The organism is Pseudomonas sp. GYB4201 (genome assembly GCF_056312595.1).
This window is the reverse complement of sequence record NZ_JBWGIG010000013.1, coordinates 46,414-58,693: the sequence shown is the minus strand read 5'-3', so window position 1 is coordinate 58,693 and position 12,280 is coordinate 46,414. Positions and strand designations below refer to the sequence as shown.

Genomic DNA, 12,280 nt, shown 5'->3' with positions numbered 1-12,280 from the left:
CCCTTCTCCACGCTGAAATTTTTCAGTGCACGCGGTGGCGGCAGCGGCTACAGATCGCGCGCAGCACCTGTAGCAGCGGCCGCAGGCCGCGTCCCGCGCCCCACCGGGTTAAAAGGTGACGCCCGCCACCAGAATGATGTTGCTGTAGGGCTGGCACTCACCGGTACGCACCACCGCGCGGGCCTGACGGGTCAGTTGCTTGAACTCTTCATGGCCTAACAATTGCCGCTCGCCGAGAGCACCCTCCCCGTCCAACTGCTGCAACGAGGCCAGCGCCGGTGGCTGCGCGCCCAGCATCTCGCGCGCCAGCACGTGGCTTTCCACCTGCATTTCACTGAGGATCACCTTCAGGGTCGAGACGAAGTCCGGCACGCCGGGCGTCAGCGCCAGGTCGATCAGCTCCACGCCCGCAGGCACCGGCAAGCCGGCGTCACCGATCACCACCAGGTCACCGTGCCCCAGGGAGGCGATCAGCCGCGACAGGGCGATGTTGAGCAAAGGTGTCTTCTTCATGGGCGCGCGAACCCCGCCACGTCTGCCTGGGTCGGAATCGACGGCTGTGCGCCCGCACGGGTGACGGACAAAGCGGCGGCCACCTGGCCGAAGGCAATGGCCTGGCGTTCGCTTTCACCGCGCGACAGGGCTGCGGCAAAGGCGCCGACGAAGGTATCGCCCGCCGCCGTGGTGTCCACGGCCTGCACCTTGGGCGCGGCGAAATGCTCGAAGCCGCGGCCATCGGCGAACAGCGAACCCTGGGCACCCAGGGTAATGATCACCTTGCGCGCACCTCGGGCCAGCAGCCAGCTGGCCGCCTGCTGCGCACTGGCAACGGAGTCCACCGCAATACCGGTCAGCGCCAGCGCCTCGCTTTCGTTGGGGATCAGGTAGTCGATGTGCGCGAACCAGTCGGCCGGCAGCGGCGCGCTGGCCGGTGCCGGGTTGAGAATCACAGTCTTGCCCAGCTCGCGGCCGCGCTTGAGCGCGTACGCTACGGTCTGCGCCGGCACCTCCAGCTGGCAGACGATCACCTCGGCCTGCTGCAACAGCGCGTCGGCGGCCGACACCCGTTGCGGGGTGACCTCGCCATTGCCGCCGGCGACGATGACGATGGCGTTCTGGCTGGCGTCATCCACCACGATCAACGCCACGCCACTGCTGACGCCCGGCACCGCATCCACTGCCTGGCAGTCGATGCCCTCGTCCAGCAACGCCTGGCGCAGCTGCACGCCGTAGGCATCGTCGCCCACGCAACCGACCATCGCCGTGGGTGCCCCCAGGCGCGCCGCCGCCACTGCCTGGTTGGCGCCCTTGCCGCCCGGCACCGTGGCGAAGCCGCTGCCCACCACGGTTTCACCCGGCTGCGGCAACCGCGAGGCGCGGGTCACCAGGTCCATGTTCAAACTGCCTACTACCACAACTTTCGCTTGCATGTGCCTGCACTCTGTTTCAGCGGTATTCATTGAAAAGGTCCGAACGCGGCGCGGTGGATTCGCGCAACACGATGCTCGGCGCGACGATCTGCTGGCTCACGCCCTCCCCGGCCTTGCCGGCCACGCGCAGCAACAGGCGCTCGGCGGCCTGCTCGCCGAGCTGGCGAATCGACTGGCCCACGGTGGTCAGCGCCGGGTACACGTAACGGCACAATTGGATGTCATCGAAGCCGATCACCGACAGCTCGCCGGGCACGCGAATATTGCGCTCGGCGGCCGCACGCAGCACGCCCATGCCGATCATATCGTTAGCGGCAAAAATCGCCGTCGGCCGCTGCGGGCCATCCAGCAGCTGGCCAGCCGCCTGGTAGCCACCAGGGCCACTGAAATCGCTCTCCAGCACCCGCAGCGGCTGGCTGTCGACGCTGAACTCGGCCAGCGCCCGCCGGAAGCCGGCCAGGCGCATCTGCGCCACGCTGGTGTCCGCCGGGCCATTGATGCAGGCGATGTCGCGGTGCCCCAGCTCCAGCAGGTGCCGGGTGGCCAGGTAGCCGCCCAACTCGTGGTCGATGCGCACCAGGTCTGCGGCCACGCCGTCCAGGCTGCGGTCGACAATCACCATGGGCGTGCGCACCGTGGCCAGGCTGCTGAGCAGGTCGCTATCCTCGCCCACCGAGGCGACGATCAGGCCATCGACGCGCTTCTCCAGCAGCACACGCAGGTAGCTGCGCTGCTTCTTCGGGTCGTCGTCGGAGTTGCACAGGATCACGCAGTAGCCATTGCGCTCGCAGAAGTCCTCGATACCGCGCGCCAGCTCGGCGAAGTACGGGTTGATGCTGTTGGGCACCAGCAGGCCAATGGTGGCCGTACTGCGCGCCTTCAGCGAACGCGCCACGGCGCTGGGCACGTAGTCCAGCTGGGCAATGGCGGCCTCGACCTTGAGCCGCACCGGCTCGCTGACCGGCCGCGTCTTGTTCAGCACATGGGACACGGTGGTGTAGGAAATGCCCGCCAATGCGGCCACGTCTTTAATGGTTGCCATGACTCAACTCCGCTTCCGGGCACGCTGGCTGCGGTAGGTGTCGAGCACCACCGCCACCACGATGACAGCACCGGTAATGATGCGCTTGGTCGGCTCGGTGGCGCCGATCTGCGCCAGGCCCGCGGCCAACACTGAAATAATCAGCACGCCGAAAAAGGTGCTGATGACCGAACCGCGGCCGCCCATCAGGCTGGTGCCGCCGATCACCACGGCGGCGATCACCTGCAGCTCCAGGCCGGAACCGGCGTTGGGGTCGGCCGCCTCCAGGCGCGATATCTGGAACAGCGCGGCCAGGCCGGCCAGCAGGCCCATCAGCGAGAAGACCAGGATCTTGTACGGCTTGGGGTTGATGCCCGCCAGGCGCACGGCCTCCTCGTTGGTGCCGATGCCGATCAGGTAGCGGCCAAACACCGTGCGGGTCAGCACCGCCTGGGCGAGGACGATCACCAGCAGGGCGATGATGAACGACGGCGAGATGCCCAGCGCGACGGGGTCGGACAACCAGGCGAAGGCATCACCGATGTAGGCGGTGCGCGAGTCGGTCATCTGGTAGGCCACGCCGCGGGCCATCTCCAGCACGCCCAGGGACACGATGAACGAGGGGATGCGCCAGGCCACGGTGATGGAGCCGGTGATGGTACCAGCCAGCGCCGCGCAGCCCATGCCCAGCACGGCGGCCGGCAGCACGCTCCAGCCCCAGCCGAGAATCGCCACGCTGACCGCCGAGGCCGCCAGCGCCAGCACCGAGCCCACCGACAGGTCGATGCCGCCGATGATCAGCACGAAGGTCATGCCCACGGCCAGCACCATCAGGTCGGGGATCTGGTTGGCCAGGGTGCTGAAGGTGTTGTAGGACAGGAAGTGATCACTGAGCAGGGAGAACAGCACGATCATGGCCAGCAGCGCGCCGGCCAGGCCCAGGTAGGTGCCCAGGCCAAAGTAGGTGCCGCTGCGCTTGGCCGCAGGCGAGGCCTGGGGCAGTACGGGAGTTTTCATGCAAGGTTCCTGGGCGCTGTATCGCTGACCAGCGCGTCTCGTTTTTGATAGCCGGCAAACGCTGCCGCCAGCAGTTGGTCCTGGGTCCAGTGGTCTCGCTCGAAGGTGTCGATCAGGCGCCCTGCCGACAGCACGCCGATGCGGTCGCAGATCAGCATCAGCTCGCGCAGGTCGCTGGACACCACCACCAGCGCCTTGCCCTGGCGCGTCAGTTCGCCCAGCAGCGCGTAGATGTCGAACTTGGCGCCCACGTCGATGCCGCGGGTGGGCTCATCGAACAGCAGCACCGAGCAGTCGCGCTCCAGCCAGCGGCCGATCACCACCTTCTGCTGGTTGCCGCCCGACAGCTGCGACACCAGTTGGTCCGGGCTGGAGCTGCGAATGCGCATGGCGGCGATCTGGCGCTGGGCCAGTTCGCGCTCGGCGCCGCCGTTGACCACGCCGCCGGCGGAAATCGCCGGCATGTTGCCCAGGGCGATGTTGGCGCTGATCGACTGCGGCAGCAGCAGGCCTTCGCCCTTGCGGTCCTCGGTGATCAACGCAATGCCGTGGGCCACCGCGTCGGCTGGCGAGCCGATGGCGGCCTTGCGCAGCGGCGCGCCCACCTCGACGTGGCCGCTGTCGGCGGCGTCGGCGCCGAAAATCAGCCGCAGCAGCTCAGTGCGGCCGGCGCCGATCAAGCCGGAAATGCCAAAGATCTCCCCGCGGCGCACCTCGAAGGACACGTCCTTGACCTTGTCCGCGCGGCTGAGGTTTTTCACCGCCAGCACCGGCTCGCCGATGCTGCGCGCGCCCAGGTCGATGTGCTCGCCCAGCTCGCGGCCGACCATCAGGTTGACTAGTTGCTCGCTGTTGTATTTGCTCATCTCGTCCACGCACACCAGCTGGCCGTCGCGCAGCACGGCGATGCGCTGGGCCACCCGCGCCAGCTCTTCCAGGCGGTGGGAGATGTAGACGATGGCCACGCCGCGGGCCTGCAGGCGGGTGATCTGCTCGAAGAGCATTTCCACTTCGCGCGAGGTGAGCATGGCCGTCGGTTCATCGAGGATCAGCACGTGGCAATCGCCGATCAGGTTGCGGGCAATTTCCACCATCTGCTGGTGGCCAATACCCAACTCGCCCACCAGGGTGTCTGGGTCGATGGCTTCCAGGCCCACTTGGGCCATGGCTGCCAACGCCGCTTCGCGCAAGCGCTTGCGGCTGATCCAGCCGGCGCGGCTGGGCAGGTTGTCGAGGAACAGGTTCTCCGCCACCGACAGCGTCGGCAGCAGGTTCAGCTCCTGCATCACCATGCGCACGCCCAACGCCTCGGCGGCCGCGCGGCTGCCGGGCTGGTAGGGCTGGCCCTGGTACTGCATCTCACCCACGGTGGCCACTTCCAGGCCACCAATGATCTTCGACAAGGTACTTTTGCCGGCGCCGTTCTCGCCGGTCAGCGCCAGTACCTCGCCACGCACCAGGCTCAGGTCGATGCCAGAGAGCACAGGCTGGGCGTAGGTCTTACCGATACCACTGACCGAGAGTACGACGTTCGGGGCAGCAGCTGACATAGGAATTCTCCAGGCGCCCGCCTCCTGTTTACCGGAAGCGCGGGCGCGGCAGTGCAGGGAATCAGGGCTTGGTGACCAGCTCTACCGGGGTTTCGATCACGCCATTGGCGGCGCCGTCCACCGGCTCGTGCTTGATCATCTTCAACGCGGCCTGGATGCCGAACACCGCCTGCTTGGCGGCGAACTGGTCGGCCGTGGCCAGCACGCGACCGTCCTTGAGCATCGGCTTGATGGCGTTGATGTTGTCGTAGCCCACGACCTGCACCTTGCCAGCCTTGCCGGCAGCGCGCACGGCAGACACCGCGCCCAGGGCCATGCTGTCGTTGCCGGCCAGCAGGGCCTTGAGGTCCGGGTATTCGCTGAGCATGGCCGAGGCCACGGCGTTGGCCTTGTCGATTTCCCAGTTGCCCGACTGCACCGAGACGATCTTCATCTGCGCGGCGTCCATGGCGTCCTTGAAGCCGGCGGTGCGCTGCTGGGCGTTGGTGGTGGTCGGCACGCCTTCGATGATGCCCACCTGGTCGCCGGCCTTCAGCTGCTTGGCCAGGTACTCACCCACCAGGCGCGCGCCCTTGCGGTTGTCGGGGCCCACGAACGGCACGCTGATGTCCTTGCTCTTGAGCACCGCAGGGTCCAGCTGGTTGTCGATGTTGATCACCGTGATGCCGGCGTCCATGGCCTTCTTGATCACCGGCACCAGGGCCTTCGAGTCAGCCGGGGCGATGACCAGCGCGTCGACCTTGGAAACGATCATCTGCTCGACGATACGGATCTGGTTGGCGGTGTCGGATTCGTCCTTGATGCCGTTGGAGATCAGGTCGAAGTCGGCGGCATGGGCCTTCTGGTAGTCCTTGGCGCCGTCTTCCATGGTCAGGAAGAATTCGTTGGCGAGGGACTTCATCACCAGCGCCACTTTCGGCTTGGTGGTGTCGGCAATGGCCTGGGACAGGGGCGCGGCAGCGCAGACGGCGGCCAGGAGGGAGACAGCGAGGAAACGTCCAGCGAATGGCAATTTCATGGGTCACTCCGATCTTATGATTATTGTTTGCAGCGGATATGCGCAGAGATCGTGCTGAAAGGATAAAGCCAGGATCCCTCAACGCAAACGTTTGCGTGAGTGAACTATGCGAACGCCGCGCCACTTTGTCAACGGGTCGCGCGGCTAATTTTGCGGCGCCTGCGAGGTGGGTCACAGGCGTGGGGAAAGTCCTACGGGCGGCCAAACCACCCGGAGTCACAGCATAGCGCAGCTAGGGCCATCAGTCTTCGGGCTTGACCGTGGCCACCTCATCGGCGCGTACGCGCACGTGCTTGCCGGAGACGTCGGTGAACTCGTAGAAACCGTCGGCACCCTTGGTGTCGGGCTTGGCGCGGGTGATGTACTGGGTGCCGTTCTGCAAGGTGACTACCGTCTGCGTGGAGCAACCGGCGAGGCTGGCAGTGGCCGCCAGCACGCTGGCGAAGATCAGGTTCCGGGTATTCATCTGACGTCTCCTGGGGCAATGAAGGGGCGCTTCCTACTGCATGAGAGCCGCGAATAAACAGAAAAATTTCCTGACTGCGCAGCAAATCATGAAATTCGCGGTCAGAAGCGCGCTTCTTCAGTAGACCCGTTGCGAAATTGCCCACAGTGAAATACTGTATGCACGTACAGCAAAATAAGGAATGCTTCGTGGCCAACTCATCTTCAGCCCCTTCCCCGCTCGACAGCTACCAACAGCTGGGTCTGCGCATCTCGAAAATCATCAACGCGCCTACCGCGCAAAAGGCCAAGTCGGCGCTGATTTTCAAGCTGGACCACGAATCGCCCGAGGACTGGGCGCAGCTGCTGGAGGAGATCGGCGAGAACGACAACGTCACCCTCGCCTGGCGTGACGACGGCGGCGTACAGATTTTCTGGGTCGTGCCCAAGGAAGACTGAGCCCGCTTCGCCTCGCTTCTTACAGTGGCGGGCCGCACCCATGGCCTGCCCCTCCCCTCGTTTTTGATTGGAATCATGCATGCTCAGGAAATTAACCACGGCGCTGCTGGCGTTGATGCTTGTCTGCGGGCAGGCCTTTGCCGATGTGCGCATCGGCACCTGGAACCTGGAGCACCTCAGCGTGCGCCCCGGCAAGGACTTCACCAGCATTGCCAAAGTGGCACAGAACGTCGACTTTCTAGCGGTACAGGAATTGATGAACGAGGACGGCTTGACCGCCCTGCAGAAAGCCCTGGAGCAAGCCACCGGGAAGAAATGGTCGGCCATGGCCTCCCACCTTACCGGGCGCAGCTCCTACAAGGAGATGTACGGCTTCGTCTGGCGTGACGACGCTGTCTCCTACGAAGACGGCGCCGTGACCTACCTCGACAAGGGCGACCACTTCGAGCGCGAGCCCTACTCGGCGCGCTTCCGCAACCTGAAGGACAACACCACCTTCGTCGCCGCCACCGTGCACATTCACTACGGCAAGACCGTGGCCGACCGCACCAAGGAAATCGCCGTGCTGGGCGACTACTGGGACTGGCTGAAGAGCGTGTATGACGGCAACACCAACATCATGCTGATGGGCGACTTCAACACCCCGCCCACCTCCACCGCCTGGGCCGGCCTGCGCACCAGCGCCCGCCCGTTGATGCTGCAGGGCGCCAGCACGCTGGCGACCACCGACGGCCAGTTCTCCAACCTGTATGACAACATTTTCGTGGCCAACGAAAGCACCATCAACGTCAAGAGCGTAAAGGTGTTCGACTACCCGGCCTACCTGAAGATGACCAACGCCAAGGGCCGCTCCAGCGTGTCCGACCACGCGCCAATCTTCATGGACGTGGTGATGGGCGGCAAGGCTGCGGGCAAGGCCGCGCCGTTCGCCGCTGCCAAGCCTGCGGCGCCGGCCGCGACCCAGCAGGTGGCCAGTGCCGCCAGCACTGCCGCCGGCGCGGTACGTGGCAACCGCACGTCCATGACCTACCACCGCCCGGACTGCCCGTCCTACGGCTCGATTGCCGCCAAGAACCGGGTGGAATTCGACAGCGAGGCCGCAGCCCTGGCCGCCCATTACCACATCGCCGGCAACTGCCGCTGATGCAGGCGCCGCTTTGACATTCAGACGAGGTTATTGATGAGACGTGTGATTCTGGCCATGTTGGCCGTTATGCTGACGACTGCCGCAGGCAGCGCGATGGCCCGCGACCTGAGCCGCCATGACCGCAGTATGTGCCAGTGGGGTGCAGAGGCTGCCCGCCAGGCGCAGCAATGGAAGCTGTCGGGGGTAACCCTGTACAGCGCGCGGCGCAAGGTGCAGCAGCATCGCTACAGCCAGCCCTGGATGCGCAAGATGGCCCTGGGCATCACCGAGCAGACCTACCACAGCCGCTCGCGCCTGCGGCCTACCGCGGTGAAGCAGACCTACTACCAGGGCTGCGTGCGCCACGAAATGGCCCGCCCGCAACGCTGACCCACCCCTGTAGCAGCGGCCGGAGGCCGCGTCCGGACCTCTCGCGGTGCCCGAGACGCGGCCTTGCGGCCGCTGCTACAAGGGAGCGCGCAGGCGCGCCATGGTGTAGACATTGGCCAGGCGGCCATCGCGCACTGCATAGTCACGCAACTCGCCTTCCACCTCGAAACCGAACTTGCGGTACAGCGCCAGCGCCGGGGCATTGTCGATGTACACCGTCAACTCCACCCGGCGCAACGCCATCCAGTTGTCCGCCACTTCCAGCGCGGCGGCGAGCAACCGGCTGCCTACGCCCTTGCCCTGCCAGCGCGGCGCCACACCGATCGCCAATGAGCCGCCATGGGCCAGGCGCACCCGTTCGTTCTGCCACAGGCCGCAATGCCCCACCACCTGCCCCTGGTCGACCGCCACCAGCGCCACGCGGCGCTCATTGTCGGCTCCGGCCGCCAGGCGCTTGCTCCACATTTCAGCAGTAGACCAAGGCAATTGCAGCACCTGCCGGGCCACGGCCGGGTCGCCGTACAAGTGGGCCAGGCCCTGGGCGTGCTGTTGGGTGGCCGCTTCCAGGCTTATATCGTCAGGTGATCCGCTCACGGGCTGCACTCCTTGTCAGTGAAGCCCGAGTGTAAGTGACCGTCGGCCACCGCGGCCAGTCAGTTCGCCTGGTGCTCCACCACCACCGACTTGATCCCTTGGGACGCCAGCAGCTGCGCACGCTTCTGCTCGGCCTCTTCCTTGGTCTGGAACGGGCCCAGGTACACCAGTTGCTTGCCGTCACGCTGGGTGACGCTGGCGATGAAGCCGTTCTCGATCAGCCGCGCGGTCATGTCGCTGAGGGCGCCCATGTTGGCGCCATCGACGACCTGCACATCCCAGCCGTGGGCGGCCTGGGTGGCAGCAGCGTCAGGCTCGTCATTGGCCGTCACTTCCTGGGCTTCACCGCACACTTCGCGCACCTTGGGGTTGTTGCCGTCTTCGTCGATGATGGCGGTAAAGCCATCTTCAGTCTTGATGGCGGCATAGTTGCGATAGCCTTCGAACTGGCCGGCGGCGTTCTTCTGCCGCACCTGGCCGCAGACATCGCCCTTGGCGGTGGTGCGCACGTTGGTGAAACGCGCCGTCTTGGGATTGTCCAGGTGCAGCAGCACGGCCTTGGCCGACTCTTCCACCGCGCTGCCACAACCGGCCAGCATCAGCACCGCACCTACCACGATCAATTTGCGCACACGCCCACCTCCCGAATATGATCGGCCGATTTTACCACCGATCGTCGCGCAGAGGCCCGCCCAGGCGCGCGGAACCGTGCCATGACGTTACGCTGTAATATGAACGTGATTCTTTCGAAGCGCCGCGCGCAGGACAAGCGATGAAGTTAGTGATGCTGCTACTGCTGCTGGTGTTCGCCCTGATATTGCTGGCGGCCGCGCTGAACGCCGCCGCCCCCTGAACCCCCTTTGCTGCCCAAGACAAGCCTTTACCGCCTTACAGAGACCACCATGATTGCCAAAGACCGCACCCAGCTTGCCCTGGACAAATTCGCCGCTGCCAACCCGCACCTGCTGGAAGAAACCAAGGCCCTGAGCCCCGAAGAGCAACAGCAGCAGCTGCAATGGGCGTTCGACGACCAGGCTGAGGAACAGGGCATCGAGCCTTGGGAGCTGACCCTGGAGCTGATCGCAGACAGCCCGGAGGAGCTGAAGGCCATGCGCCTGGAAGTGCACCGGGAAGTGGCCGAGGCCTTGGGCATGAGCTGGGAAGAGTACTGCTCGTTCAACGAAATCGAGCCCTGAACCCCGAAGCAACTGGAGGCGCCCAATGGACAACGAGCCTGGATTCGACCACGGCGACGAAGCGCCGCTGAACGACCTGGACGAGGGCGAGGAAGAGGTGGACACCACCGAGGTGCTGCCGGACGAGTCCGACAGCTATGTCGATGAGGGCATCAACAGCGTCGACTAGCCGTGTACCACGGCGGGCGCGGGCAGGTCGCCTACCCCGCGGTAGCGCACCAGCACGCCGCGCAGCTTGTGGTCACGGCGCAATTGGTCGAGTTTGCGGGTGGCATCGGACTTGCTGTCGAACGGCCCCACGTACACGCGACTGACGTTGTCCTCCCGCGCCACGTACGGTGCATAGCCGTAACCCGCCAGCTTCCTGCTCATGGCCGCGGCGGATTCGGCGCTGGTGGAAGCCACCTTCACCGACCACTTCACCCCGGCGATTTCATTCGGCCCCTTGGCAGCCACCACGGGCGCAGCAGGCGCCTGGGCAGGTGCGGGTGCCGGCGCTGGCAGCGCAGCCAACGGGTAACCGCACGCCTGGGCGGCGTCGGCGTTGGTGGCCTGTGGGTCCAGCACTACCTCAAAGCCACCCGCGCCCTTGCGCGCCAGGTAATGCCCGTAGCCCGAGTAGGCGCCGTAGCTATTCTTGCCATTGACCTCGCCGCAGACGCTGCCATCTGCCAGCTCGCGGTCTTCACGAAACTGCGCCGACCCCGGGTCCATCAATTTATAGGCCACGGCCTTGTGGGCGTCCTGTACGGCGCTGTCGCCACAACCGGCCAGCGCCAGGGCGACCATCACAACAGAAAGCGTGCGCATGATGAGACCTCCACGAGGGGACTACACCCATGATTCTAGCAGCGCCGCAGCACAGGGCAGCGCATTCCATGCCAGACCTTACCTGACTATAGGCCGGGGCGGCGACAGCCGACAAGCGGTCGAGGGGGTGAAGGGAGCGATTTCATGAAAGCGGCGCAGGCGATCATTCCACCGACGCGGCAGGCGATACCAATGGTGATACCACGCTTGTGCAAGCCGACACCACCGAAGCCCATCCCATCGCAAGCGCACCAAGCAAAATGCCAGCCTTCTGCTCCTTCAGCACACCGAGTTCCTCAGGCGGCACACCATAGGCGGTAACCCCCAGCAATACCGCCGCAAAGAAACCTGAGCAGGACATAGCAATCATGACCGCATGGGTCAGGCCGGGCACTTTGCGCCGAACCCCGCACAAGGCCAGGTAGATAAAAATACCGAGCAGGCTGAACGCAATGGACCAGCCAATCTGATCGAACTCGGTAGCCATCGCCGCCACTCAGCCCGCTCGGACCGCGAACAAGCCAAACAGCAGCCCCACCAGCGCCCCTACCAGCATGCTGGCAGTGCCCGGGACCAGCGCATTGGCAATGGTTGCGCTCCCGGCCACGGCGGCGACGAGCGTTACACTGCTCAAACGCGCTGGCGCCACGGCAATCGAAAATAGAGAAGGCTTCTTGCCTGGCATGATTGCACTCCTTGGAAAACCCTTGGGCGAGCCGGCACCCGTTGATGCCGGCACAGCGAGTATGAGTACCCGCTGCGGGCACAACAACCCAAGGAATCCAAATCAGAAGCGTCCTACATCACCCATGGAAGGCGTGCGTACGGACGTGCATAGCAGGCGTTACAGGCAGGTACTCAACGCCGCCAACCGCTGCTGCGACAAGGGCACGCCGCGCTCGGCGAAGTAGGTCACCGAGCTGCCGGCGCCCGCCTGGCGCACGTCGGCGAAGTTCTTCGAATCCACCATCACGGTCAGGCTGCCATCCTTGGCAGGCTCGGTGTGGGAGTCGGCGGCGGCGCCGGACAACACTTCGTCCTGCCAGGAATATTCGATGCACTGGGCCACGTCCTTTGCCGGCTTCTGCGACGTGAACGCGCGGTAGGCGCCTTCGCTGCGCACCTGGTCCATGTTCGCCGACATGCAGCCGCCCAATGAAACCAGCAGCATCGCGCTCAACAGCTTACGCATAGTGTTCCCTCATGATTGGTCTGGGGCGGGACT

Annotated in this window: 18 protein-coding genes; 5 read left to right on the top strand and 13 right to left on the bottom strand. The window is 65.2% G+C overall.

Annotation, left to right across the window (positions count from 1 at the left end):
• Nucleotides 1–108: 108 nt before the first annotated feature.
• From rbsD to AC0Z2B_RS14510, 7 genes are all read right to left on the bottom strand, one after another.
• On the bottom strand, nucleotides 109–513 hold the full coding sequence (gene rbsD, locus AC0Z2B_RS14540) for a D-ribose pyranase (RefSeq protein WP_476297486.1): 405 nt from the start codon (nucleotides 511–513) through the stop codon (nucleotides 109–111).
• Nucleotides 510–1,430, bottom strand: coding sequence for a ribokinase (gene rbsK / locus AC0Z2B_RS14535; RefSeq protein ID WP_476297484.1), 921 nt, complete (start codon nucleotides 1,428–1,430; stop codon nucleotides 510–512). Before rbsK ends, rbsD begins: the two co-directional genes overlap by 4 nt.
• 16 nt (nucleotides 1,431–1,446) lie before the next feature.
• On the bottom strand, nucleotides 1,447–2,472 hold the full coding sequence (locus tag AC0Z2B_RS14530; protein WP_416425657.1) for a LacI family DNA-binding transcriptional regulator: 1,026 nt from the start codon (nucleotides 2,470–2,472) through the stop codon (nucleotides 1,447–1,449).
• Nucleotides 2,473–2,475: 3 nt separating this feature from the next.
• Nucleotides 2,476–3,468, bottom strand: a complete 993-nt coding sequence (locus AC0Z2B_RS14525; protein WP_416425658.1) for an ABC transporter permease — start codon at nucleotides 3,466–3,468, stop codon at nucleotides 2,476–2,478.
• Nucleotides 3,465–5,018, bottom strand: coding sequence for a sugar ABC transporter ATP-binding protein (locus AC0Z2B_RS14520; RefSeq protein WP_476297482.1), 1,554 nt, complete (start codon nucleotides 5,016–5,018; stop codon nucleotides 3,465–3,467). Before AC0Z2B_RS14520 ends, AC0Z2B_RS14525 begins: the two co-directional genes overlap by 4 nt.
• Before the next feature lie 61 nt (nucleotides 5,019–5,079).
• Nucleotides 5,080–6,036, bottom strand: a complete 957-nt coding sequence (locus tag AC0Z2B_RS14515; RefSeq protein WP_416425661.1) for a sugar ABC transporter substrate-binding protein — start codon at nucleotides 6,034–6,036, stop codon at nucleotides 5,080–5,082.
• A gap of 241 nt (nucleotides 6,037–6,277) precedes the next feature.
• A complete protein-coding gene (locus AC0Z2B_RS14510) occupies nucleotides 6,278–6,502 on the bottom strand; it encodes a YgdI/YgdR family lipoprotein (RefSeq protein WP_476297480.1) in 225 nt (74 codons plus the stop codon).
• 137 nt (nucleotides 6,503–6,639) lie between these two features.
• Between AC0Z2B_RS14510 and AC0Z2B_RS14505 the strand changes: the two genes are divergently transcribed.
• The 3 genes from AC0Z2B_RS14505 (at nucleotide 6,640) to AC0Z2B_RS14495 (ending at nucleotide 8,455) form a co-directional block, all read left to right on the top strand.
• The gene (locus AC0Z2B_RS14505) at nucleotides 6,640–6,939 is read left to right on the top strand and encodes a DUF1654 domain-containing protein (RefSeq protein ID WP_416425663.1); all 300 of its coding nucleotides are present in this window, start codon (nucleotides 6,640–6,642) and stop codon (nucleotides 6,937–6,939) included.
• Between the two features lie 79 nt (nucleotides 6,940–7,018).
• A complete protein-coding gene (locus AC0Z2B_RS14500) occupies nucleotides 7,019–8,083 on the top strand; it encodes an endonuclease/exonuclease/phosphatase family protein (protein ID WP_476297478.1) in 1,065 nt (354 codons plus the stop codon).
• A 36-nt stretch (nucleotides 8,084–8,119) separates the two neighbouring features.
• Nucleotides 8,120–8,455 carry a hypothetical protein gene (locus AC0Z2B_RS14495; protein ID WP_476297476.1) on the top strand — a complete coding sequence of 112 codons (336 nt, stop codon included), beginning with the start codon at nucleotides 8,120–8,122 and terminating at the stop codon, nucleotides 8,453–8,455.
• Nucleotides 8,456–8,530: 75 nt separating this feature from the next.
• Here AC0Z2B_RS14495 and AC0Z2B_RS14490 read toward each other — a convergent pair whose 3' ends face one another.
• A complete protein-coding gene (locus AC0Z2B_RS14490) occupies nucleotides 8,531–9,049 on the bottom strand; it encodes a GNAT family N-acetyltransferase (RefSeq protein ID WP_476297474.1) in 519 nt (172 codons plus the stop codon).
• A gap of 59 nt (nucleotides 9,050–9,108) precedes the next feature.
• Nucleotides 9,109–9,681 carry an SPOR domain-containing protein gene (locus AC0Z2B_RS14485; RefSeq protein WP_476297472.1) on the bottom strand — a complete coding sequence of 191 codons (573 nt, stop codon included), beginning with the start codon at nucleotides 9,679–9,681 and terminating at the stop codon, nucleotides 9,109–9,111.
• 270 nt (nucleotides 9,682–9,951) lie between these two features.
• Here AC0Z2B_RS14485 and AC0Z2B_RS14480 point away from each other — a divergent pair, with 270 nt between their 5' ends.
• Both AC0Z2B_RS14480 and AC0Z2B_RS14475 read left to right on the top strand, forming a co-directional pair.
• Nucleotides 9,952–10,245, top strand: a complete 294-nt coding sequence (locus tag AC0Z2B_RS14480; protein WP_476297470.1) for a DUF6388 family protein — start codon at nucleotides 9,952–9,954, stop codon at nucleotides 10,243–10,245.
• Nucleotides 10,246–10,270: 25 nt separating this feature from the next.
• Complete coding sequence (locus AC0Z2B_RS14475; RefSeq protein ID WP_476297468.1) at nucleotides 10,271–10,414, top strand: hypothetical protein; 144 nt, start codon at nucleotides 10,271–10,273, stop codon at nucleotides 10,412–10,414.
• Here AC0Z2B_RS14475 and AC0Z2B_RS14470 read toward each other — a convergent pair.
• The 4 genes from AC0Z2B_RS14470 to AC0Z2B_RS14455 all read right to left on the bottom strand — a co-directional run bounded on the left by AC0Z2B_RS14470 (nucleotide 10,411) and on the right by AC0Z2B_RS14455 (nucleotide 12,247).
• Nucleotides 10,411–11,055, bottom strand: coding sequence for an SPOR domain-containing protein (locus tag AC0Z2B_RS14470; RefSeq protein ID WP_476297466.1), 645 nt, complete (start codon nucleotides 11,053–11,055; stop codon nucleotides 10,411–10,413). The two genes, AC0Z2B_RS14475 and AC0Z2B_RS14470, sit on opposite strands and share 4 nt — an antisense overlap.
• 163 nt (nucleotides 11,056–11,218) lie before the next feature.
• A complete protein-coding gene (locus AC0Z2B_RS14465) occupies nucleotides 11,219–11,542 on the bottom strand; it encodes a hypothetical protein (protein ID WP_473003678.1) in 324 nt (107 codons plus the stop codon).
• 9 nt (nucleotides 11,543–11,551) lie between these two features.
• On the bottom strand, nucleotides 11,552–11,740 hold the full coding sequence (locus tag AC0Z2B_RS14460) for a hypothetical protein (protein WP_416425678.1): 189 nt from the start codon (nucleotides 11,738–11,740) through the stop codon (nucleotides 11,552–11,554).
• 159 nt (nucleotides 11,741–11,899) lie between these two features.
• Nucleotides 11,900–12,247: a hypothetical protein gene (locus AC0Z2B_RS14455; RefSeq protein ID WP_416425680.1), complete on the bottom strand. Its 348-nt coding sequence runs from the start codon at nucleotides 12,245–12,247 to the stop codon at nucleotides 11,900–11,902.
• Nucleotides 12,248–12,280: the final 33 nt, after the last annotated feature.

Bases quoted from the DNA above. Each gene is read 5' to 3' on its own strand.
- rbsD (WP_476297486.1), bottom strand. From the start codon at position 513: ATGAAGAAGACACCTTTGCTCAACATCGCCCTGTCGCGGCTGATCGCC.
- AC0Z2B_RS14470 (WP_476297466.1), bottom strand. From the start codon at position 11,055: ATGCGCACGCTTTCTGTTGTGATGGTCGCCCTGGCGCTGGCCGGTTGT.
- AC0Z2B_RS14460 (WP_416425678.1), bottom strand. From the start codon at position 11,740: ATGCCAGGCAAGAAGCCTTCTCTATTTTCGATTGCCGTGGCGCCAGCG.
- AC0Z2B_RS14475 (WP_476297468.1), top strand. From the start codon at position 10,271: ATGGACAACGAGCCTGGATTCGACCACGGCGACGAAGCGCCGCTGAAC.
- rbsK (WP_476297484.1), bottom strand. From the start codon at position 1,430: ATGCAAGCGAAAGTTGTGGTAGTAGGCAGTTTGAACATGGACCTGGTG.
- AC0Z2B_RS14520 (WP_476297482.1), bottom strand. From the start codon at position 5,018: ATGTCAGCTGCTGCCCCGAACGTCGTACTCTCGGTCAGTGGTATCGGT.
- AC0Z2B_RS14465 (WP_473003678.1), bottom strand. From the start codon at position 11,542: ATGGCTACCGAGTTCGATCAGATTGGCTGGTCCATTGCGTTCAGCCTG.
- AC0Z2B_RS14530 (WP_416425657.1), bottom strand. From the start codon at position 2,472: ATGGCAACCATTAAAGACGTGGCCGCATTGGCGGGCATTTCCTACACC.
- AC0Z2B_RS14515 (WP_416425661.1), bottom strand. From the start codon at position 6,036: ATGAAATTGCCATTCGCTGGACGTTTCCTCGCTGTCTCCCTCCTGGCC.
- AC0Z2B_RS14525 (WP_416425658.1), bottom strand. From the start codon at position 3,468: ATGAAAACTCCCGTACTGCCCCAGGCCTCGCCTGCGGCCAAGCGCAGC.
- AC0Z2B_RS14510 (WP_476297480.1), bottom strand. From the start codon at position 6,502: ATGAATACCCGGAACCTGATCTTCGCCAGCGTGCTGGCGGCCACTGCC.
- AC0Z2B_RS14500 (WP_476297478.1), top strand. From the start codon at position 7,019: ATGCTCAGGAAATTAACCACGGCGCTGCTGGCGTTGATGCTTGTCTGC.
- AC0Z2B_RS14495 (WP_476297476.1), top strand. From the start codon at position 8,120: ATGAGACGTGTGATTCTGGCCATGTTGGCCGTTATGCTGACGACTGCC.
- AC0Z2B_RS14480 (WP_476297470.1), top strand. From the start codon at position 9,952: ATGATTGCCAAAGACCGCACCCAGCTTGCCCTGGACAAATTCGCCGCT.
- AC0Z2B_RS14455 (WP_416425680.1), bottom strand. From the start codon at position 12,247: ATGCGTAAGCTGTTGAGCGCGATGCTGCTGGTTTCATTGGGCGGCTGC.